At 69.6% G+C, this 21,889-nt stretch carries 21 protein-coding genes; 7 read left to right on the top strand and 14 right to left on the bottom strand.

The window, feature by feature from the left end; genetic code table 11:
• Positions 1–199: 199 nt before the first annotated feature.
• The 8 genes from ABD289_RS22870 to pqqA all read right to left on the bottom strand — a co-directional run bounded on the left by ABD289_RS22870 (position 200) and on the right by pqqA (position 9,067).
• Complete coding sequence (locus ABD289_RS22870; protein WP_344136717.1) at positions 200–1,600, bottom strand: DNA-binding protein; 1,401 nt, start codon at positions 1,598–1,600, stop codon at positions 200–202.
• A gap of 746 nt (positions 1,601–2,346) precedes the next feature.
• On the bottom strand, positions 2,347–3,462 hold the full coding sequence (locus tag ABD289_RS22865; protein ID WP_344136713.1) for a sodium:calcium antiporter: 1,116 nt from the start codon (positions 3,460–3,462) through the stop codon (positions 2,347–2,349).
• A complete protein-coding gene (locus ABD289_RS22860; RefSeq protein ID WP_344136710.1) occupies positions 3,456–4,931 on the bottom strand; it encodes an ATP-dependent 6-phosphofructokinase in 1,476 nt (491 codons plus the stop codon). The genes ABD289_RS22865 and ABD289_RS22860 overlap by 7 nt, the downstream gene beginning before the upstream one ends.
• Positions 4,932–5,039: 108 nt before the next feature.
• Positions 5,040–6,038 (bottom strand): fructose-bisphosphatase class II family protein, encoded by a 999-nt coding sequence (locus ABD289_RS22855; protein ID WP_344136707.1) that lies wholly within the window; start codon positions 6,036–6,038, stop codon positions 5,040–5,042.
• Between the two features lie 124 nt (positions 6,039–6,162).
• On the bottom strand, positions 6,163–6,762 hold the full coding sequence (gene hxlB, locus ABD289_RS22850; RefSeq protein WP_344136704.1) for a 6-phospho-3-hexuloisomerase: 600 nt from the start codon (positions 6,760–6,762) through the stop codon (positions 6,163–6,165).
• Positions 6,763–7,597: 835 nt separating this feature from the next.
• Complete coding sequence (gene pqqE / locus ABD289_RS22845; RefSeq protein WP_344136701.1) at positions 7,598–8,713, bottom strand: pyrroloquinoline quinone biosynthesis protein PqqE; 1,116 nt, start codon at positions 8,711–8,713, stop codon at positions 7,598–7,600.
• Positions 8,700–8,909 carry a hypothetical protein gene (locus ABD289_RS22840; RefSeq protein WP_344136698.1) on the bottom strand — a complete coding sequence of 70 codons (210 nt, stop codon included), beginning with the start codon at positions 8,907–8,909 and terminating at the stop codon, positions 8,700–8,702. The genes pqqE and ABD289_RS22840 overlap by 14 nt, the downstream gene beginning before the upstream one ends.
• Before the next feature lie 62 nt (positions 8,910–8,971).
• On the bottom strand, positions 8,972–9,067 hold the full coding sequence (pqqA, locus tag ABD289_RS22835) for a pyrroloquinoline quinone precursor peptide PqqA (RefSeq protein ID WP_344136695.1): 96 nt from the start codon (positions 9,065–9,067) through the stop codon (positions 8,972–8,974).
• Between the two features lie 872 nt (positions 9,068–9,939).
• Here pqqA and hxlA point away from each other — a divergent pair.
• The 6 genes from hxlA to ABD289_RS22805 all read left to right on the top strand — a co-directional run bounded on the left by hxlA (position 9,940) and on the right by ABD289_RS22805 (position 15,559).
• A complete protein-coding gene (gene hxlA, locus ABD289_RS22830; protein ID WP_344136692.1) occupies positions 9,940–10,566 on the top strand; it encodes a 3-hexulose-6-phosphate synthase in 627 nt (208 codons plus the stop codon).
• 277 nt (positions 10,567–10,843) lie between these two features.
• Positions 10,844–11,587, top strand: a complete 744-nt coding sequence (rpe, locus tag ABD289_RS22825) for a ribulose-phosphate 3-epimerase (RefSeq protein ID WP_344136689.1) — start codon at positions 10,844–10,846, stop codon at positions 11,585–11,587.
• Between the two features lie 137 nt (positions 11,588–11,724).
• Positions 11,725–11,997 (top strand): hypothetical protein, encoded by a 273-nt coding sequence (locus tag ABD289_RS22820; RefSeq protein WP_344136686.1) that lies wholly within the window; start codon positions 11,725–11,727, stop codon positions 11,995–11,997.
• A 135-nt stretch (positions 11,998–12,132) separates the two neighbouring features.
• A complete protein-coding gene (tkt, locus tag ABD289_RS22815) occupies positions 12,133–14,256 on the top strand; it encodes a transketolase (RefSeq protein WP_344136683.1) in 2,124 nt (707 codons plus the stop codon).
• 64 nt (positions 14,257–14,320) lie between these two features.
• The gene (locus ABD289_RS22810) at positions 14,321–14,791 is read left to right on the top strand and encodes a ribose-5-phosphate isomerase (RefSeq protein ID WP_344136679.1); all 471 of its coding nucleotides are present in this window, start codon (positions 14,321–14,323) and stop codon (positions 14,789–14,791) included.
• 138 nt (positions 14,792–14,929) lie between these two features.
• Positions 14,930–15,559, top strand: coding sequence for an MBL fold metallo-hydrolase (locus ABD289_RS22805; RefSeq protein ID WP_344136676.1), 630 nt, complete (start codon positions 14,930–14,932; stop codon positions 15,557–15,559).
• Between the two features lie 88 nt (positions 15,560–15,647).
• Here the strand turns inward: ABD289_RS22805 and erm are convergent, their stop codons facing one another.
• On the bottom strand, positions 15,648–16,409 hold the full coding sequence (erm, locus tag ABD289_RS22800) for a 23S ribosomal RNA methyltransferase Erm (RefSeq protein ID WP_344136673.1): 762 nt from the start codon (positions 16,407–16,409) through the stop codon (positions 15,648–15,650).
• Positions 16,410–16,816: 407 nt separating this feature from the next.
• On the bottom strand, positions 16,817–17,509 hold the full coding sequence (locus ABD289_RS22795) for a GPR1/FUN34/YaaH family transporter (RefSeq protein ID WP_344136670.1): 693 nt from the start codon (positions 17,507–17,509) through the stop codon (positions 16,817–16,819).
• 104 nt (positions 17,510–17,613) lie between these two features.
• Between ABD289_RS22795 and ABD289_RS22790 the strand changes: the two genes are divergently transcribed.
• On the top strand, positions 17,614–17,934 hold the full coding sequence (locus ABD289_RS22790) for a hypothetical protein (RefSeq protein WP_344136667.1): 321 nt from the start codon (positions 17,614–17,616) through the stop codon (positions 17,932–17,934).
• 120 nt (positions 17,935–18,054) lie between these two features.
• On the opposite strand, the gene ABD289_RS22785 is transcribed toward ABD289_RS22790, so the two are convergent.
• The 4 genes from ABD289_RS22785 to ABD289_RS22770 form a co-directional block, all read right to left on the bottom strand.
• Positions 18,055–19,575 carry a sodium:solute symporter family protein gene (locus tag ABD289_RS22785; protein WP_344136664.1) on the bottom strand — a complete coding sequence of 507 codons (1,521 nt, stop codon included), beginning with the start codon at positions 19,573–19,575 and terminating at the stop codon, positions 18,055–18,057.
• The gene (locus tag ABD289_RS22780) at positions 19,572–19,850 is read right to left on the bottom strand and encodes a hypothetical protein (RefSeq protein ID WP_344136661.1); all 279 of its coding nucleotides are present in this window, start codon (positions 19,848–19,850) and stop codon (positions 19,572–19,574) included. The genes ABD289_RS22785 and ABD289_RS22780 overlap by 4 nt, the downstream gene beginning before the upstream one ends.
• 140 nt (positions 19,851–19,990) lie before the next feature.
• Complete coding sequence (locus ABD289_RS22775; RefSeq protein ID WP_344136658.1) at positions 19,991–21,196, bottom strand: CaiB/BaiF CoA transferase family protein; 1,206 nt, start codon at positions 21,194–21,196, stop codon at positions 19,991–19,993.
• Complete coding sequence (locus tag ABD289_RS22770) at positions 21,193–21,858, bottom strand: GntR family transcriptional regulator (protein WP_344136655.1); 666 nt, start codon at positions 21,856–21,858, stop codon at positions 21,193–21,195. The genes ABD289_RS22775 and ABD289_RS22770 overlap by 4 nt, the downstream gene beginning before the upstream one ends.
• Positions 21,859–21,889: the final 31 nt, after the last annotated feature.

Here is a 21,889-nt window from a genome sequence, read left to right as displayed (position 1 = left end):
TCGCCGGATGATGCTTGGCCAAGATCCGCAGACTCAACCGGCCAGGCCACCAATCACAATTATCCCCACCAGCCACCGGATGACTCCGACCACGATCGCTCGCACGGCCAGTCCGCACGCTCTGGTCGTAGTTCTTGGTGATCGCCACGGCGTCGGGGTTCTCGGGCATGGAAGCTCCTTCCGATGACTCCCGGCATCCTCAGATGCCCAGGGCCCGGCGCACCGCCGGAGCGTTGCGCCGGGAGACCGGCACCATCGTGTTCGCGTCGTCGTCCATCACCAGGGCCAGTTCGCCCTTGAAACCGCGCTCCACCTCCCGAATGCGACCGAGGTTGACCACGTACTGCCGGTGCACCCGGAGAAAGCCGGTATCGCCCAACTCCTTCTCGAGCTTGTCGAGCGCCGGCGAAGCCGCTCGCAGGCGTCCCTGGTCGGTGGACAGCCACACGTCGTTCCCCTCGGACTCGGCGAAGCAGACCTCGGGCTGCCGCAGCAGCACCATCCGGTTCTCCCGCGTCGCCACGATCCGCGAAGCCGGACCGCGATCCTGCCCGGAACCCGCACCGCCGTCGGCCCGCGGCAACTGCTCGCCCTCGGAAACCCCGAACGACAGGAGATTTCCCGCCAGGTGCCCGGACAGGAACACCGGCCGGATGCTCACCGGCGTCGGTTCATCGGCCAGGTGGGTGAAGATCTGCGTGGACCCCACCCAGGATGGGTTGTGCGCGGCCTGCTTGGCGGCGTACCGGGCGGCGCGAGCGAGTTCCGGAAGGCCGGGGTTCCAGCGCACGGCGGGGTCCGGAGCGGGCGTCGAACCGGGCACGCCCAGCAGCACGCTCGCCGCGTCGTCGGCGATCACGACCCTGCCGGCCGGGTCCACGGCCGCCAGCGACACCCCAGCGCGCGAGCGCGCGTGGTTGTAGGCCGCGATGAGCTCGGCCCCGGCGTCCCGAGCGCGCCGTCTGAGCATGAACTGGGTCCTGCTGGCGGCGTTGCTGAGCCAGGCTCCCGCGGAGACCGGGAGCTCGCTGCGCCAGCAGGAGATGTTGAGCACCGCGACCGGCTCCTTGGTCACCACGTCGCGCACCGCCACACCCGCGCAGTTCCAGTCGTGGAAGGCCTGGCACCAGTGCTCGGCACCGCGGATCACCACCGGCGAGTGCGACTCCAGCGCCGTGCCCATGCCGTTCGTCCCGGTCGCGCCCTCCGCCCAGCAGAACCACGGCGCCAAGTTCGCCTTGGCCGCGTAATCGCGGGTCGCCTTGTCGCCCCACTCGGCCAGCACGCGGCCGGTGGCGTCGGTGACGGTCACGACGCCGCCCGCGTTGCTCACCTCGTCGACGACCGAAGCCGCGCGGAAGCCGAGCTCGGCGAACACGACGTCGTGCTCGAGCGTGTGATCGACGTCGGTGATCGCCACCGGCGCTTCCGACAGATAGGGGTCGACGCGGTACTGATCGCGACACCGCTGCCAGGAGAGGGCGACCTCGGGCCGAACGCCGCGGATGTCGTCCTCGCCCCGCACGAAGCGTTCCCACGCCCCGTGCACCGTCGACTTGGGTTTCCGGGATGCCTGCTCCATCCGGTGCACATCTGCCATCTGAGACCGCCTCTGGTCTTCGGGTTCCTTGCGGAATGCGGCGGAGCCGCACGCGGTGCGGGACTCAACTCGCGCCGCCGCGGGTTCTGCCGCGCCGTGCGGCGAGGACGGCCGCGACGCCGCGCAGGACGGCTCAAGGAGCGGATCCCGCAGCCACGCTGCGCGTCAGAACCCGCCACCCGCACCGCCACGCACACGGCACACTGCAACAACTCCTCAACCACCCGGACCGCACGTCCGGTGATCGCAACAGCTCATGTCTTCACGTATCGGGCCGGACCGCGTCACCGCTCGGGCGTTGCACGCGGCCTCCTCGACCGCTGAGAACTCGTCGCGAGCTGGAGCTCGGAACGGCCGCGAAACCCAGCGGTTGCCCGCACGACTCGCGGTGTGCGGGCAACCGTCCGGGAAATCAGCGGCCTTCCGCGCGCCAGCTCATGACATCGCGCCGGAAGCTACGCGGTCCGGGATTCGAGGGACAAGGACAGCGCGACGACCGCTCGCGAACGGCGCACGAACGGCGCCAACGCGACAACCAGCGGGCGACCACCGCAGCGCTCGCCGATGCGCATCCCGCTGCGTCGACGAGATCGTTCGCGGACCGGCCGATCCTGAACGCGCACGTCGAGGCGCCCCGCGATGGCGAGGCCGCCGCGCAGCGACGTCCGCGCCCCGCCAGACCGACCGGCGCGAACCGACCTCTCCCCGCGAGCACCTGACGAACAGCAGGAACGGCGCCCCGGGCGCTAGTCGTCGTCGAGCGGAACCGCGCCGAAGACGAGCAGGCTGATCGCGAAGTAGCCGGCGTAGGCGCCGAGCAGGAGACCACCGTGCCAGCGACGCAGCCGCCCGGTGGCCAGGAAGGTCGCCGAGATCGCCGTGAGCACCAGCAGGACCGGCAGATGCCAGGAGAGCACGCTGTCGTCGACTGCGATGGTCCCGCCCACGAGCAGGATGATCCCCAGCTTGCCGGTCAAGGAGAACACGACGCTGCCGATCACGTTGGCGACACCGATCTCGGGCGCTCCCCGGCGGGCCGGTTCCACGGTCAGGAAGACGTCCTCGAGCGAGAGCGCCAGCGTCGCGATCGTGACCCCGAAGACGGTGTCCTCGATGTCGAAGGTCTCGAGCACCCCGGCGGTTCCCTGCCCGGCGACCGCGGCACCCGCGATGAGGCCGACCAGCGCGAGAGCCGCGAAGGTAAAGCTCAGCCACAGGGGGTGCTGCCGCGCCCGCAGGAATCCCTGGTCGATGCGCAGATCGCCGGGCAGCTCGAACGCTCCGCACCTGCCGGGCCCGCCTGCCGGCGGTTCTTGCGCCCCGCCGCCACCGGAGCTGCCGCCGGTCGAGGCGGACGCACCACCTCCGATCGCGCCGACCTTCTCGAGCTGCTCGTAGAGCTCGGCGTTGCGGAACACCGGGCGTCGAGCCGCGTGCTCGCGGTACCCGATCCAGCCGACGAAGCCGACGAACAGCCCCACCAGCGCGATACCAGTGACCTGAGTCAGCCCACCCGTCGCGGCCACGGCGAGCACGATGGCCGGGGAAGCGACGAACAGCACGAGGTAGTCCTTGGGAACGTCGACGGCGCACGGGGAGATCAGCGCCGCCAGCGCGAGCACGATTCCCATCAGCGCGATCGTCGTGCCGATCACGGTGCCCAGGGCGGCGTGCTGCAGGGAATCGACGTTCAGCACGATCCCGTAGGCGAGATCGTCGAACTCGATGCCGGTGAACACCACCGCCACCAGGAACAGCGAGACCACCCATCTGCTGGAGACACCGACGAGATGGCCGATCAGCTTCTCCGCGCTGTATACCAGCAGCGCGACGCCGAGGACGAACTGAACGCTCGCTAGCACAGCGACCCCCTCTGCGATCCGCCGCCGGAGAACTCGACGCCGCGCCGGGTCGCAGCACCGCCCTCCCAACTCGTCGACCGACACGCGCCCGCGCCGCCGCGGTCGACCACCTCGGCCGAGCCGGGGCTGCGCGCCGGCGGTGGGACGAGGTGTCCGGTCGCTTCGAGCACGGACATCCACAGGTCGCCGTCCGGGTCGACCTGATTGCGCCTGCTGGTGATGAGCGACATCGGCACGTGCACGAAGCGCCGTCGCCAGCGCACGACCGCCGTCTCGGTGCGGCCAGCCATCGCCGCGTGCACCGCGGCGTGGGCCAGGCGCAGGCAGTAGACGCTGTCGTAGGCGTTCGCGGTGACGCTGCGGATGGCGTAGCTCGGATCGATGTAGCGCACGGTCGGGGCCAGCCCGACCTCGGTCAGGTGCGCGGTGATGCTCTCCCGCAGCAGCGCGCCGATGTCCCCGAGTCTGGCGTTGCCGGAGGCGTCGGTGGCATCGGCCTCGAGCAGGCCGCGCTCCTCGAGGAGGTCCTGCCCCGCGCCCTCGGCGACCACGATCACCACGTACCCCTTGGCCCGAACGTGCTGCTCGACGCGGGCCAGCAGCCCGTCCTCGCCTTCCAGGGCGAACGGGACCTCCGGGATCAGGACGATGTCCGCGGCGTTGCGGGCCAACGACGCGTAGCAGGCGATGAATCCGGAATGCCGGCCCATCAGCTTCACGATTCCGATGCCGTCCGGGCTGGCCGCCGCCTCGACCGAGACCGAGGAGATGAAGTTGGCCGCCTGCGCGAAAGCGCTCTGGAACCCGAACGACTGGTCGGTGTACGGCAGATCGTTGTCGATGGTCTTCGGGACGCCGATCACGGCGATGTCGTGACCGCGCCGCTGGATCGCCGCGGCCAGATTGGTCGCCGCCTTCATGCCCCCGTCACCGCCGATGACGAACAGCACGTTGATGTCCCGCAGGACGAGGCTGTCCACCATCTCGTCGGCGTCCTGAGCCCCGCGCGAGCTGCCCAGGATGGTGCCGCCGGCGTTGTGGATGTCGCGGACCCGATCGGGTGTGAGCTCGATGGTGTCGTTGCGGTGCTCGGCGGTCATGCCGCGGAAACCGTTGCGGAATCCCAGGATCCGCTTCACGTCGTAGAGCACGGTGAGCTCCTGGACCAGGCCGCGGATGACGTCGTTGAGCCCCGGGCACAGCCCGCCCGCGGTCACGATTCCCGCCGTGACCTCCGCCGGGTCGAAGTAGATCTTTCGCCGCGGGCCGGCGGCCTCGAAGCTCGGGAGCTGCTCGGACGGCAGGTCGTGCTCGGCGAGCATGGACACGGTGTCCTCGAGCAGAACCCGATCGCCCTCCGCGACGTAGTGCGGCGAAGTCCGCTTGGCGGCGAGCATCTCGGAGAGCGGTGAGTCGTAGTGGCACTCACCGAGGTGGCGAACGCTCAGATCGTCCAGGTGCAATGTCACCGAATCTCCTCAAACGTGATGTCCGCGTGACGTGGTCGGCGGAGCGGTTTCTGCGGTACCTCGAAACGTCGTCGGCGGGACGCGACCGGCCCACCGCTGGATGCGGGATCAGCTCGCGACCTCGGAAACCCGAGGCATGGAGCCGAAAGTCGTGTGGGTGACGCGGCGAACCTCGCCGCTGGAGATCAGCAGGGAGTCCGCGAGCACCGTGCCGTCGGATTCCCTCGGCCTGCTCAGCAGCGACCCGCCGCTGACACCGGTGGCGACGAACAGGGCGTCGCCGCCCACCAGCTCGTCGCAGGTGTGGATGCGGTCCTGGTCCATCCCCGCCGCTCGGATGGCCGCGGCCTCCTCCTCGCACTGCGGAGCGAGGCGGCCGAGCATGTCACCGCCGAGACCGCGGACCGCCGCGGCGGTCATCACCCCCTCCGGCGTGCCACCGGTTCCCAGCAGCAGGTCCGCATCACCGGTCGGCAGGAGCACCTCGAGGCTCCCCCCGACATCGCCCTCCGCCGGTGTGTGCGCGGCCGCGCCCGCCCGCAGCACCCGCGCGATCAGGTCCCGGTGACGCGGCTTGTCCATGATGACCACGCGCAGCTCGCCGACTCGCTTGCCGAGCGCCCCGGCGACCTTCTCCAAGGTGCGCTCCGGGCTGTCGGTCAGATCGATGACGCCCTTCGCCGCGGGCGGGACCACGATCTTGTCCATGTAGAAGCCCGGCCCGGGAGACCACAGCGTTCCCGGCTCCGCGAGGGCGATGGTGGCCATCGCGCCCGGGAGGTTCTTCGCGCAGAACGAGGTCCCCTCGAGCGGGTCCACGGCGATGTCGAAATCCGGGCCGAGGCCGTTGCCCACCGCCTCGCCGTTGTACAGCATCGGGGCCGCGTCCTTCTCGCCCTCGCCGATGACGACCGCTCCCCGGCCCGGAGCGTCGGCCAGCACCCGGCGCATCGCCTCGGTCGCCGCCGCATCGGCGGCCTTCTTGTCGTTCCGGCCGACCCAGGCGTGGCTGGCCAGCGCCGCGCTGCGGGTGGCTGCCAGCGCCACGGCCTCCAGGGTGTTGATATCGGTGCGAGTTCGCCGCGCGAGCTCGGTTCCGGTCTGCATCTCGGGCTCCTCGGGTTTGTCGCTACGCCTCGGTTGCGGCAGCGGGACTTCGGAATCGGCGAGCCCCGAGATGAACTCGGGACCACCGCTCGCGCATCGCGCCGGGGGTTCCCCGGTGCGTCGCTCACTCGAGATTCGCGTGCAAGCGCCACAACTCGCGGGCCTGCGCACCGCTGGAGCGCCACAGCGCGTGGAACAGCGCATCGGTGAGCAGCAGGACGGACTGCTCGAACAGGCTCCCCGCGTACTGCGTGGAGGTGGTCCCGTCGAAATCCTGCTTGTCCGCGGCGGGGATCACGAGAACTTCGGTGGCGGTCTTGGCCAGGGCCGAGTCCGCGGCGGTGGTCAGCGCCACCACGTTCGCGCCCTGCTTGCGCGCGGTTTCGGCCGCCCGCACGACCCGAGCCGTGGACCCGGATCCCGAAGCCGCCACCAGGACGTCGCCGGAACCGATCGCCGGGGCGGTCGTCTCACCCACGACGTGGGTGGGCAGCCCGAGGTGCATGAACCGCATCGCGGCCATCTGCAGGGCGAGCCCGCTGCGCCCGGTGCCGATGGTGAACACGGTCGGGGCCTTGAGCAGCAGCGCCCCGGCTCGAGCCCACGCCGCGGGCTGAACGTTCTTGCGGACCTGGTCCACCTCACCGCTGATGGCCAGCGTGGCGTAGTTGAAATGGGGCGGATTCAGCTTTTCCCCGAGCTCCGGATTGGCGGTGTCGGTCATTTGAGCACGCTCCACTATTCGTTCGGATCATTCGCGAGTGCGGCCCGCGAGCAAAAACGCGAGGCCATCGGGCGAATCCTTGAACTCGACGTCCGCCGAGGCGGTTGGCGGGACTCCACCAGCAACGCCCGGATTCCACCGAAGGAACTCGCGAACGCACACCGGTCAATCCCCGCACGCACCTGGTCGGCGCGATTGACGGCGACTCGGGTCAGACAATTGCCGAACAGCGCGCGTTGCACGCGCTGATCGGAATGCAGTTCCTCGATCGCTCCATGCCGCCCCTTCCTCGACCCCGCGGTTTTCAACCGCGGCAAGGACGCGTACCGGGTTGTGAGACTGCACGGATCTGTACGTCCAGTCAACATGGCCATCACGAAATGACACGGGCGCGGCACGAACGGCTTCGGAATCCGCTCAAACGGATCTGCGGGAATCATCACCGCGATCGTGATCGCGATCCGGCTAGAACGCGATCGATCTCCATCTCGGCATCACCCCACAGCAGAATCTCACCCCGAAACCACCCGTTACGGGGAAGAATCGCGCGAGAACCGCTGGCGCGGGACGAGCTGTCGTGCGCGCGAAACCACGGCGTCGCGCACCCGGAAAGGCGTGCGTCAGCGTGGGCCGGGGCGGACCCGCACACGGCCCGCGGCCGCCTCGTTCGTCCTCGAGGCGCGAGCGCGAGGCCCGACCGGCCGGCCGTCGTCGAGGCTGGAAGGGTGGCGGCCCGGCCGGCTCGTACGTCCGTCCAGGGCCGCCACCAGTCTCGTGCCGCACGGGGCGCGACCCGCGAAGTCGCCTCGCCGCGCGGCCGCGCGGTGAGCGCGGGTCACCGCTGGTCGCGCGGATGGGGCCGCGGGACCAGCTCGTCGACCACGGCGTCCTCGGTCGCACCGACCCGGCGCACGACCTCTTCGACGAGCTCGTGGTCCGGCGAGAGGTGGCACACCGGGTCGGTGCGCGCAGCGTCCCCGGTCATCTGGAAGGCCTGGCAGCGGCAGCCGCCGAAGTCCACGTCCCGGCGATCGCAGCTGCGGCACGGCTCGGGCATCCACTCCACCCCGCGGAACGCGTTGAACAGCGCGGACTCCCGCCAGATCCAGGGCAGCGAGCTCTCGCGCACGCTCGCCCTCGGCAGCGGCAACGACTGCGCGGCCGGGCACGGCAACGCGTCCCCGTTCGGCGCGACGGTGAGCTGGCGCTGCGCCCACCCGCCCATGCAGGCCTTGGGATACTGGGCGTAGTAGTCCGGGAGCACGTGGATGATGTCGGTGTCGCGCAGCTGTTCTCGCCGCTCGCGCACGATGCGCTCGGCCCGTTCCAGCTGCGCGCGGCTCGGCAGCAGCGCATCCCGGTTGAGCCAGGCCCAGCCGTAGTACTGGGTGTTCGCGAGCTCGACCCGGTCGGCGCCGAGCTGCTCGGCCAGCTCGACGATCTCCCGGATCCGGTCGATGTTCTGCCGATGCAGCACCACGTTCACCGTCAGGGGCCAGCCCATCTCCTTGACCATCCGCGCCGCCTCGTACTTGCGCGCGAAGGAGGCCGTACCCGCGGTGCGGTCCGAGCCGACCGGCTCGTCCGCCTGCACGCTGATCTGCACGTGGTCCAGCCCGGCGGCGTGGAGTGCCTCGGCGCGGCGGCGGGACAGCCCGAGCGCGCTGGTGATCAGGTTCGTGTACATCCCGAGCTCGCTGCCGTGGCGGACGATCTCGACGACGTCGCGGCGCTGCAGCGGTTCCCCACCGGACAGGTGCAGCTGCAGCGCGCCCAGCTCGCGCGCCTCGCCGACGACGCGCAACCAGTCCTCGGTGCAGAGCTCATCGCGGTACTCGGAGAGGTTGAGCGGGTTCGAGCAGTAGCCGCAGTGCAGCGGACACGCATAGGTCAGCTCGGCCAGCAGGCCTAACGGGCTCGGCGACGTGTCCGGGGCATCAGTGCTGGTCATAACGATCTCCACATCGCTTGGCCGCGAGGTGGTCCAGGAAGTCCCGCACCTCGCGGGGTTCGGCGCCGGTGGAGCGCTCCGGCGGTGCGGCGACGACCCGGCCGGGGTCTCGCGGTCCGTCGCACCGCTCGCCCGCGCGAGATCGCGCGACGACCGGCACGAACGCGGAACCCGGTGCGCGCGATACCGCGGGCACCGGAAGGCCCGGTGCCCGCGGTCACCGCGAGAGCGTTCGGGTCCGCCGACCGGCGGGCCGGCTCAGTCCTCGACCTGGGCGACGTACATCGTCACCTCGGCCGCGCACCCGATTTCCTCGAATCGCGGCGGTTCCCACTGCGGGGTTCCGGACTCCATGGCCACACCTCCTTTCGAGATTCGACACGAGGTCCTGACTCGACCCCAGGGGTCCGCACGGCCGCCGGATCCATCGGCAGAACACCCTGCTCGCAGATGGCGGCCGAGAGCTGCGACGCTTCCCCGCTGACGGTCGGCCCGCTCCCCCGGTGAACGGGGATGATCGGAAGAGATTTCGCAAGACCGGGAATCCAAGACCCGACTCGCCGTTCGCGCTCTTCAACGGTCGAGATCCGGCTGCTTCACGACTGCTGCCGTCTATCGTTCGGACAGCTTCGGGCCAGCGCCAGGACGGATCGTACTTCGACGTCCAGCAGAATCGCAACACCACTGCGGCACTTCTTCGAGAATGCCATTTGGAAGTGCGTTCTAACCGTCCGTGCTACTCCGGCATCCGTTCGTTCCGCACAGATTGACTAGACGTACAGATCCGTGCAGTGTCACAGGCCGTTGCTCGTTCCGATCCCGCGGATTGCCGCAGGACTCCCCAACGGGCAGCGCGATGGAATCAACGAACGGTACCTGCCGAACAACTTCGTGATCTACTAACCATTCTTCCGGAAACGGAAACCCGGATCCGAACGGTTGTACCGCTGGTCGCGTTGCGGGTCGCTACGCAAGCCATCCCTGCCTGAGGGGTCTTGCAGTGCGCGGCGCAGCCGCATGCGGTGTGGAACTCAGCCAGCACCGCTGCGGGTTCTCGGCCGTCGCCGGGGCGAGGACGCCGCAGCGCTGCGCAGGTGGCTGCTCGAGTCGCGGCTCCCGCAGCCCGGCGGAGTCCGAGGTTCCGCCCCCCGGCACCGCCACGCAAATCCCGAACCGAAATCCCCAAATCCCGGAAGCCGCTGGGAATCACCGATGAGGAGAGAACAGTGAAGCTGCAGGTAGCATTGGACGTCGCCAAATTGGACGAAGCGCTCACCCTGGCGCGTCTGACCTCGGACTACGTGGACATCCTCGAGCTGGGCACACCGCTGGTCAAGGCCGAAGGGCTGGACGCGATCACGGCGATCAAGGCCGCGCACCCGGACAAGCTCGTCTTCGCGGACATGAAGACCGCCGACGCCGGTGAGCTGGAGGCCGACCTCGCGTTCTCCGCCGGAGCCGACCTGGTCACCGTGATGGGCGCGGCTGATGACGACACCGTCAAGGGCGCCGTCGCCGCGGGCAAGAAGCACGGCAAGGACGTCGTCGCGGACATGATCACGATCGTGGAGAACCGGGTCCCCCGGATCCGCGAGGTCTCCAAGATGGGCGTCTCGTTCGTGGAGATCCACGCCGGTCTCGACGAGCAGGCCAGGCCCGGCTACACGATCGACACGCTGCTCGAGGACGGGCGCCAGGCCGGTGTTCCGTTCTCGATCGCCGGTGGTGTCACGAGCGACTCGATCGCCGCGGTGCAGAACGCCGGGGCGACCGTGGCGGTGGCAGGCGGGGCGATCCGCAGCGCCAAGGACCCGGCTGCGGCCGCCAAGGCCCTCCGGACCCGCATCCGCTGACAGCCCACCGCGAACCATTCGGCAGGTGGTGGAAGGGGCCGGCGTCATTCGGTGGCCCCTTCCACTCGTGGGACATCCGTTCGGACGCGGAGCGATTCGCGCTCGCATCGGCCGTTCTTCGCCAGCGGACCGGCTTCTCGAAGTCCCGCTGCCCTGCCGAGCCATCACGAGCCCGGAGCGGTCCGGGATCCGCAACGGCGATTTCAGGCGTGCTGCTCCGATTCGCGCACCGATCTCCGCGGGACGCCGAACCACTAGTGATCTGGAGGAACGCTCGATGGTCGACGGATCGGGCAAGGCACCGCACGAGGAACCGCAGCATTCCGCGGCGAGCTGGTCGCTGAAGGAGCCCGCGGTCGTGGGCTCCGTGCTCGGCGCCGACTACGCGCGTCTCGGCGCGGAGGTCGCCGACCTCACCGGCGCAGGAGTCGGCCGCATCCAGTGGGACGTCATGGATCGGCTCTTCGTCCCGAACATGACGTTCGGGCCGGACGTCGTCGGCGCGTGCCGCGAGCACAGCGATGTTCCGTTCGAAGCCCACCTCATGGTCCGGGACCCGGACCCGATGCTCGCCGACTTCGTCGCGGCCGGTTGCGAAACGATCATCGTGCACGCCGAGACCTGTCCGCACCTGCTGCGCACGCTGTCCGCGATCCGCGAGCTCGGCGCCCGAGCCGGTGTTGCCCTCAATCCGTCCACACCGGCCGAATTCCTCCGCCACGTGCTGAGCGGGCTCGACCAGGTAGTGGTCATGACCGTCAATCCCGGGTTCGGCGGGCAGAAGTACATCCCGGCGATGGAGGAGAAGGTCTCGGAGGTGCGCGCACTGGTCGAGCGCGCCGGGGTACCGGTGCAGATCGAGGTGGACGGAGGCATTTCGACCCGCACCGCCAGGGCCGCCTGGTACGCGGGAGCCGAGCTGCTCGTCGCGGGCAGAGCCGTGCTCTCGCACCCGGACGGCAAGCGAGCCGCGGTGGCCGAGCTCCACCGCGTCCTGACGAGTCCGGTGCCCGCTTCCTGATCGGCCGAATCCCTCCGGTGCCACCCGCGGAACGACCGGCCTCGCACGGCGATGCCCCGATCGGCACCCGAGGGCGGCCGCCGATCGGGAGGACCTCCGGTGCCTGCGCCGAAACTGACTGCAAGGGAGAGGATCCCATGAAGGCCCCGAACTGCAAGACGGCGCTGTACGAAGCTCAGCGCGCCCTGCTGCTGGACGCCGCATCGCTGGTGCGGCGGCGGTACGTGCGCGCGGCCGGCGGCGACCACAGCCTGGCCCCGGAGGCGGCGGAACGGTTGGCGAACATCTTAGAGGGCCTGGCCAGGGCCGAACCCGCCCTCGACAAGCTCGATCGAGACGAGGCGATCGCCCTGGCGCACCGCCTGATCGACGACGACCATCCCGAGAACTCGCGGATGTGGCCCGCGTAGCGGACCGGCCGCTCCCGCAGACGACCAGGAGCGCCGACGTGATCCCGCTCGACGGCCGTGCGACACCAGGACCGCGAGGCGCGTCCCGACGACAGAACCCTCACAGGAAACCGAGAACATCAGGAGTGCGCGTCCATGATCGCGAACCAAAGCACCTCCAGCTACCGCGTGAGCGACCAGATCGACCGCTTGACCACCGCCCACGTTCCCGATGACTGGACCGACCTGGACACCCGGGCGATCGACACCGCCAGGGTGCTGGCCGCGGACGCGGTCGAGCAGTGCGGCAGCGGGCACCCGGGCACCGCGATGAGCCTGGCGCCCACCGCATACGCGCTGTTCCAGCACGTCATGCGGCACGACCCGAACGACGCGAGCTGGATCGGGCGCGACCGGTTCGTTCTCTCGGCCGGGCACTCGAGCCTCACCCTCTACGTCCAGTTGTTCCTGGCCGGTTACGGGCTGGAACTCGACGACCTCCGGCAGCTGCGCAGCTGGGGCTCGTTGACGCCGGGACACCCCGAGCACGGCCACACCGCGGGAGTGGAGACCACGACCGGGCCGCTGGGGCAAGGTCTGGCAAACGCGGTCGGCATGGCGATGGCCGCGCGACGCGAGCGCGGTCTGCTGGATCCCGAATCCGCTTCCGGTGAAAGCATCTTCGACCACCAGATCTACGTGATCGCCTCCGACGGCGACATCGAGGAGGGCGTGACCTCCGAGGCGTCCTCGCTGGCGGGCACCCAGCAGCTGGGCAACCTCACGGTGATCTACGACGCCAACGACATCTCCATCGAGGACGACACGTTGATCGCGCTGTCCGAGGACACCGCCAAGCGCTACGAGGCCTACGGCTGGCACGTGGTCACCGTGGACGGCGGCGAGTGCATCACCGGCATCCTCGGCGCCCTCGACGCCGCCCGGGCCGAGACCGCGCGCCCCAGCATGATCGTGCTGCGCACGGTCATCGGCTACCCGGCGCCGAACAAGATGAACTCCGGCAAGGCGCACGGCGCCGCGCTGGGCGCCGACGAGATCGCCGAGATCAAGAAGCTGCTGGGCTTCGACCCCGAGCGGTCGTTCCAGGTCGACGACGACGTCCTGGAGCACACCCGCGCCGTCGCCGAGCGCGGCAGGGCCGCGCACGAGAAGTGGCAGATCGCCTTCGACGCCTGGGCGGCGGAAAACCCGCGGCGCAAGGCGCTGCTGGCCCGGATGCGGGACCGCGAGCTGCCCGCCGGGTGGGCCGACGAGCTGCCCAGCTGGGAGCCCGACGAGAAGGGCGTCGCGACCCGCAAGGCCTCGGCCGAGGTCCTGGCATCGCTGTCCGACGTGCTTCCGGAGCTGTGGGGCGGTTCGGCCGACCTGGCCGAGAGCAACAACACCACGATGAAGGGCGCGGACTCGTTCGGCCCGGAAGGCATCTCCACCGACGCGTGGCGCGCCCAGCCCTACGGCCGCACCCTGCACTTCGGCGTGCGCGAGCACGCGATGGGCTCGATCCTCAACGGCATCGCGCTGCACGGCGGAACGCGTCCCTACGGCGGCACTTTCATGGTCTTCAGCGACTACATGCGACCGGCAGTGCGGCTGGCCGCGCTGATGCGCCAGCCGGTGATCTACGTCTGGACGCACGACTCGATCGGCCTGGGCGAGGACGGTCCGACGCACCAACCGGTCGAGCACCTGTCCAGCCTGCGGGCCATCCCGGACCTCGCGGTCGTGCGACCGGCCGATGCCAACGAGACCGCCGCGGCGTGGAAGGCGGTGCTGGAGAACTCCGACGGACCGGCAGGACTGGCGCTGACTCGCCAGGGAGTCCCGACGCTGGAGGGCACGGACCCGCGGGGAGTCGCTCGCGGTGGCTACGTCCTCGCCGAGGCTACGTCCGGCAGCCCTGATGTGGTGCTGATCGCGACCGGCTCCGAGGTGCAGCTGGCCGTGGCCGCCAGGCGGGCGCTGGAGGCCGAGGGCGTCGCCACCCGCGTGGTGTCCATGCCGTGCGTCGAGTGGTTCGACGCGCAGGACGACGCCTACCGCCGCGAGGTGCTGCCGCCGTCGGTGCGTGCGAGGGTCGCCGTGGAGGCGGGCGTGGCCCAGTCGTGGCATCGCTTCGTCGGGGACGCGGGCGAGATCGTCTCGCTGGAGCACTTCGGCGCCTCCGCCGATTACCGGACGCTGTTCACCGAGTTCGGCATCACCGCGGAGGCGGTCACCGACGCCGCTCGCCGCGCGTTGCGCGCCGCTCGCTCGGACTGACCTCCGGGCGGACGGCGCTCCGGCCCCCGACACCATCCGCACCACGACCGCGAAGGACCTTCCCGTGCGCATCTACCTGGGCTCCGATCACGCGGGCTTCGAGCTCAAGAACCACTTCGCCGCCAGGCTCGCCGACCTCGGCCACGAGGTGACCGACGTCGGCCCCGCGGTCTACGACGCGGAGGACGACTACCCACCGTTCTGCGTCCACGCGGCGCGGCACGTCGTCGCCGACGAGGGCAGCCTCGGACTGGTGTTCGGCGGCTCCGGGAACGGGGAACAGATCGCGGCGAACAAGGTTCCCGGGGTCCGCGCCGCACTGGTGTGGAACGTCGAGATCGCCGAGCTGTCCCGGCGGCACAACAACGCGCTGCTGGCCGGAATCGGTGCTCGAATGCACCCGGTCGAGGAGGTCGAGCTCATGGTGGACGCGTTCCTCACCACGGAGTTCGAAGGCGGCCGCCACCAGCGCAGGCTGGATCAGCTGGCGGACTACGAGCACTCCGGCACGCCACCCGCTCTGCCGCGCGGCTGATCGTCGGTCGGTTCGAGTCCCAGCGGGCGGCTGCCGGTGGAGCGGTCAGCCCGCGATGAGATCGTCCTGCGTGCGGAAAGGAGCGCTGTTCGAGATGGAGCGGCGCGATGCTGACTATCGAAAGGTGGTGGTGATGTGATGGCGACCCGGATCGACCACACGACGACTTCCGGCACGTTCTCCCTGGACGGCCAGACCCACGAGGTCGACAACAACGCCTGGGTCGTCGGCGACGACAACGAGTGCGCCGTCATCGATGCTCCGCACGATGTCGACGCCATCCGGGAGCTGATCGGCGGGCGCACCGTCCGAGCGGTCCTGGCCACGCACGCGCACGACGACCACGTGCGCAAGGCACCCGAGCTGGCCGACGTGGTCGGAGCCCCGATCTTCCTGCACCCGGACGAGCTCCCGCTCTGGAAGATGACCCACCCGGAACGCCTGCCGGATCGCTACTTCGCCGACGAGCAGGTCTTCGACGTGGCGGGCGTGAGCCTGCGGGCGCTGCACACGCCCGGGCACGCTCCCGGCTCGGTGTGCCTGTACTCGAGCGAGCTGGGCGTGGTGTTCACCGGCGACACCCTGTTCGCCGGTGGCCCCGGCGCGACCGGGCGCTCGTTCTCCGACTTCGACGTGATCGTCCGGTCGATCCGGGAACGGTTGCTCGAGCTGCCGGAGAGCACCGTCGTGCACCCCGGCCACGGGCCCAGCACCACGGTCGGCGAGGTCATCCCGCAGTTCGACGAGTGGGTCGCCCGGGGGTACTGAGTCGTCCGCGAAACACCCCGCGCCACATCGGTTTCACCGCGAGGATTCCGATCCTCGATGCGGCGCGGGGTGTTTCCCCCGCTTGGCGCTAGAGCCGATACAGATCGGCCCACTGTTCCGCGGCGAGGTGCTTCGGGAGAGCATTCGCGGCGACCCGGTTCCGACGCATCCATTGCCGGACTCGCCGCTGCGAAGAACCGGGGATGGCGGTGGTGAGGACTTCCACCAACCCCCTTCCCCTGCCGGTGAAAACCCGGTGCACGAACGCCTGGTAGTCCTCGCGGTGTTCGTGCTGGACCAGAGCGCTTCTCCGACGGGTCATGGTCATCACCCCGCCGTCCACGCCGGGCCGGGGGTGGAATGCCGCCGCCGGGACCCGGGTGGCGAGGTGGAAGTCGAACCACGGCCACCACTGCGCGGTCATCATGGTCGCACCGCCCACCCCGGCACGGCGGCGCGCCACCTCCCACTGCACCAGCAGCACGGCCTCGGTCCAACCCGGGGAACGGAGGATGCGGCGAAGCATCGCGGTGGTCTGGTGGAACGGCAGATTGCCCACCAGCGCATGGGGTGTCGTGGGAAGCCTGAAGTCCAGGAAATCCGCCTGCACGATTTCCGTCGTCGGACGGACGCGGCGTGCGAGCCGCTCAGCGCACCGCTCGTCGATTTCGATACCGGTCAAGCGTCTGCCCAACCGCTCCAGGGGGAAGGTCAGCGCGCCGTCTCCAGCGCCGATCTCGACGATCGGCCCGGCGGTGTCGGCGACGGCGCCGACCAGCGCGTTGATGATGGTGTGATCGATGAGAAAGTTCTGGCCCAGTTCATGACGGCCAGGATGACGCGTGTGCACAAGAACTCCGCAGCTCCGAGGTGAGCCGGGCAGCACGAACGGACCGCCCGGCACTGGCTAGCTCAGGCGGCGGCTTCCTCCTGGAACGCGAAGAATCCGCCGCTAGGCGCGGCGGGTCCTGGTCACTGCGATCGCGCACATGGCGGCCAAGCTACTGACCCCGAGGGCTCTGCGGCAACCGATTTTCCTCGGCCTCCACGGTCCACGACGTATTCACCGGGCGAGATCGGGCCCGGTGAGAACGAGACGCATTTCGCGGTCCCTTGGCTCGATGTTCAACACACCGGAGCGCGGAGATACTTCGCCCTCCCACGATCCGCGGCCGCCGATCGGCGATCAGCGGGAAATCCGGGACAACGATCCGGAAGGGTGGGGGCGATCGTGGTCGCCCCCACCCTTCCGGGGTGTCACCCGCTCAGCAGCGGACGACCGAGCGGCAGTCCGCGACCCCCTGTCGCCAGCGACATCACGTGGAGGAACAGGTAGCAGCCCAGGGCGGCGAAGATGAAGACCACGTACCCGCCCAAGGTCTGCAATCCCGCCGAGTCCTGCAGCGTCGCGAACAGGACGACGGTGAGTGCGGTGGCGATCAACCCGAACAGCAGGGTGTAGGCCACCGGGAGGCGCAGGGTCGCCAGGGTCAGCAGCCCGACCACGACCGCCCACGAGGTCAGGAACAGGGCCTGCGTGGCGGTGGCGCTCTCGGCGGGAACGCCGAACCAGCCGTGGGTCAAACCCAGCACGAGAAAGCCGTAGCTGAGCCAGAACCCGGCGAAGGTGCCGAAAATCGACGCGACCGCGCTCTGTCCGATCCCGGCCGCCCAGAGCGCGGCGACGAGCTGACCGATCCCGGTGGCGGCCAGGATGATCGCCACCGGTGCTCCGACCGCCGCGGCAGGCACGAATCCCACGAGAGTCAGACCGAGTGCGATCGAGCCCACGATGAACGTGGGAACGCCGATGAGCGCGGGATCTCCGGACAGCGGTCCGGGCGTCGGTTCGGGTTCGGGTTGCGCGGGTCTTTCATGGCTCGTTGCAGTATCCGATGCGATCACAATCCGCTCCTTTGCGGTGTTCGGGACGCGGGTTCGCGCTGCCATCCAGATCCGGAGCGACGTGCGAACTCCGAGCGGACGCGGATCCTGCACCGCGAGAATCCCGGAGCGGGCTCTCTCCAGATGGGCGTGTTCGAAAGCAACATGACATGCCGCTGCAGCGCTGGACAATGATTCGCAAACTAGTGGATTCCAAACCCGCACGAAGGGCCGGAATGGGATCACGAACGGCGGCCCGGAATTCCGAAAACATCTTTCGCGGAATCGACATTCGTGAATGGCGCGGTTGGCGGCACAGCCGCTCCGAGTCACCGAAGGTCCGGTTCGCCGCACCGGGGAACCGCACCGCCGCGCACCTCGTTGTCCCGGCAGTCGCCGATCTCGACGCTGTCGTGCCCTCCTACGGTGCGGCCCTGCAGGACGAGGCGGTTGCCGCTTGGATGCTGCCCGAACCTGACAGTTTTGCCTAGAACTGTCAGCCCTCGGCGCCCGAGGTGTCCGCACAGTTTTAGGCAAAACTGTCACCCCGCGCGGGGTGAGGTCGACCGCGCCCGCGGGCCGGGTCGGGCCGGCGCCGCGGGCCGGGTCGGTCAGTCGCGGGTCGTTGCGGTTCGCGGGGCCAGGTGCGGGTCGGTGTTCGGCACCTCCGCGTCGGGTCGGCTGATCAGCAGCGAGCCGACCAGGCAGATCGCCACGTTGAGCGCGAGACCGAGGAGCCCTGCCGGGATGCCGTAGAGCTTGTCCACGTCGAAGACCGTCCACGCTCCGGCGAACACCGCGCCTGCGAGCATCCCCCAGAACACCGGCCCCGCGGACAGCCTTCGCCAGTACAGGCCGAGGATGAACGCGGGCGCGATCTGGACGATCAGCTCGAACTTCAGCACGAAGATGTTGAACAACGTGCTCGGCGGGTTCCAGGCCACCGCGAGCAGTATCGCGACGGCCACCACAGCGGCGATCTTGCCGACCAGCACCTGCTTGCGCTCGGAGGTGTTCGGCGCGATGTGCCGCGCGTAGAGGTCCTGCGAGATCACCGAGGAGAAGCTCAGCAGTGCCGAGTCCGCGGTGGAGACGATCGCGGCGACCACGCCGCCGAAGAGCAGGATCATCAGCGCGTAGTAGAACAGGTTGATGCCCGCGACCTCGTTGGCGATCATCCCGACCAGCTGCTCCGAATCGTCCTCGGACAACCCCGGGAACAGCTCGATGCCCACGATCCCCACCACGAACACGACGCCGGTGGTCACCAGCGGCATCCAGGCCATGGTCGCCAGCGAGCGCTTGAGCGTTCGCTCGCTGCGCGCGGCGTAGATGCGCTGGATGGCATGCGGGTACACGGCCGCGCCGATGCCGATCATGATGATCATCGACAGCCAGTTGACCGACTCCTCACCGCTGGGCACGCCGACCTTCTCCGGCGCGCTCTCGGCCAGGTGCCGGGTGAGGTCCCCGATCCCGCCGCCGGACAGGTAGAGCGCACCCGCCAGCAGCACCGCCACTCCCAGCAGCAGCGCGATCCCCTGCATGACGTCGGTGAGCGCCACCGCGCGCATCCCGCCCGCCCAGGAGTAGACCAGCATCACCACGACGAACCCGATCACGCCGACCTGATAGGGCACGGTGTTGCCGGTCAGTCCCGAGATGCCCTGGCCCATCGCCACGAGCTGCTCCAGCAGGTAGTTCGCCAGCCCCCACAGCATCAGGAGCGCGACCAGCAACGACACCGCCGAGGAGCGGAAGCGGTAGCGCACCCAGTCGGTCGGGGTCACGAACGACTCGCGCTTGGCGATCGCGTACAGCCGGGGCGCGAACAGCAGGTACCCCGCGATCACCGCGATCATGAACGGAACCGACTGCCACCAGACGAACCCGGAGCGGTACGCCTCCGGGGCGTAGCCGACGATCGAGTTCCCGCTGTACTGCGAGGCGTAGAGGGTGAAGAACAGCGCGACGAACCCCAGCCCGGAGCCGCCCAGGTAGTAGCCGCGCGCGGTCTTCTGCTCGCCCTTGGGTTGCCCGCGCCCGGCGAAGTAGCCGATCAGCAGCATCGCCGTCGCGTAGGCGACGAGTACGAGAATGCCGCTGATGCCACCGAAGCTCAGCCCGGTCATCGCATCTCACCCCCGTCGCGCGCGGCCGCCTGCTCCTCGGGCTCGACGACGTTCCAGCGGCGCAGGCAGATCCAGCTGACGAACGCGGCGAACAGCACGGTGAACAGCACCGAGATCGCCATCCAGTAGGGAAGGCCGAGCAACATCGGGTGCACTGAACCGGCCGGCAGGTAGAACGGCACGCCCGCCAGCACGATCACCGCCATGCCGATCCACAACCCCGGGCTGCGGATCGGTTCGCGTCTTGGGCTGTCCTGAGATCGTCGTTGATCCATGGGGGACTCCGAATCGAGTTGTCCGTTGCGGTCTTCCGCCCTTCTGCCGGGCCGGACCGCACTGGGATGCCACCGCGTGATGGCGAAACCGGCCGCGCCGCACCGCTACCGCGCGAGTCGGCCGGTTCGCCCGCTTCCGGTCAGATCACCTGCTGCTCGCGCCACCGGCGCAGCTGCTCGGCGTCCGCGCCGAAAACCTCTCCGTAGATCTCCTCGTTGTGCTGCCCGAGTTCCGGCCCCACGGAATGCACTTCGCCCGGGGTCTCGGACAGCCGGGGCACCACGTTCTGCATCGGGAACTCCCCCAGTTGTGGATGCATCAGCCGCACGATCGCCTGCCGCGCGGCGTAGTGCGGGTCGGCCATCATGTCCTCGGCGGTGTAGACCCGCCCGGCGGGCACGCCCGCCTCGTGCAACCGGCCGAGCACGTCGTCGGCGTCGAACTTGCGGGTCCAGGTGGCGATGCGCTCGTCGAGCTCCTCCTGGTTCTCGCCCCGCGCGTCGTGGGTGCCGTAGTGCTCCCCGGAGGAGAGCTCCGGCTCGCCCATGACCTCGCACAACCGCGCGAACACGGTGTCCCGGTTCGCCCCGATGATGATCTCGGCGCCGTCGGCGGTCGGATAGGCGTTGCTCGGCGCGATCCTCGGCAGCACCGAGCCGGTCCGCTCCCGCCGATAACCCGCGAACTCCCACTCCGGCAGCAACGACTCCATGAAGGCGAGCACCGCCTCGTAGATCGCGGTGTCGACGACCTGGCCTCGACCGGTGCGCTGCCGCGCGTGCAACGCCATCACCGCGCCCAGCGCGGAGAACGTCGCCGCCAGCGAGTCGCCCAGGCTGACCCCCACCCGGCTCGGCGGCCGGTCCGGCTCACCGGTGACGTGCCGGATGCCGCCCATCGCCTCACCGATCGCGCCGAACCCGGCGCGCGAGGCGTACGGGCCGTCCTGCCCGTACCCGGTCACCCGGACCAGCACCAGCCCCGGGTTGATCTCCTGCAGCTGCTCGTAGCCCAAGCCCCAGCGCTCCAGGGTGCCCGGGCGGAAGTTCTCCACCAGCACGTCGGCCGTGGCCACCAGCTCGCGCAGGATCCGCTGGCCCTCTTCGGCGCGCAGGTTGGCCGTCACCGACTTCTTGTTGCGAGCGATGACCGGCCAGGCCAGCGATCGGCCCTCGTGCTTCTGCTGACCCCACTCCCGCATGGGGTCACCGACGCCCGGGTCCTCGACCTTGATCACTTCCGCGCCGAAGTCGGCCAGCAGCTGGCCGCAGAACGGACCCGCGATGAGCGTGCCCGCCTCGATGACGCGGATGTCCGAGAGCGGTCCGCTCGACGTGTGCGTCACTGGGTCTCCTCCTCGTCCGGCTCCGAGCGAAGCAGGGTCGCCCGGGCCGCTAGAACGTGCGACTGCATGACCGCGTGCGCCCAATCGCCGTCGCCCGCGGCGATCGCGTCGGCCAGCTCGCGGTGCTGGGTGAAGCTGCGGTTGAGCTCGGCGGTCGAGTACTGGTGGAAGGTGCGCCGCACCAGTGGCACCTCGATCACCCGGGAAAGCAGCTCCGGCAGCAGCCGTCGCCCTCCCGCCTCGTGGATGACCCGGTGGAACTCCATGTTCAGCCGCGTGATCTCGTCGTGCGCCTCGTCGGCCGCGCCTTCGTCGAGGCGCGCGATCTGCTGCTCCATCGCCTCGCACAGCTCGCGCAGCCGCGTCACGTCGGCACCGCGCAGCGCGGCGTTGCGGGCCGCGTAGCTCTCCAGCATGCTGCGCAGCCCGAAGATCTCCTCGGTGTCCTCGGGGCTGAGCGAGACGACCTCGGCCCCGCGGTTGGGCACCACCTGCACCAGACCGTCGGCCTGCAACCGCCGGATGGCCTCGCGCACCGGCGTGCGGCTGAGGCCGTACTCCTCCGCTAGCTGCTCCTCGCGCAGCCGGGTTCCCGCAGGGCGGAGCCCGTTGAGGATGTCCTCGCGCAGTGCCCGGTAAGCCCGCGCGGCGGCTTGTGACATGTCCCACTCCTTCGAAAAATTGTGCACAATC

The organism is Saccharopolyspora halophila (assembly GCF_039531955.1).
GTDB classification, from domain to species: domain Bacteria; phylum Actinomycetota; class Actinomycetes; order Mycobacteriales; family Pseudonocardiaceae; genus Saccharopolyspora; species Saccharopolyspora halophila.
This window is presented reverse-complemented; position numbering and strand designations above follow the sequence as displayed.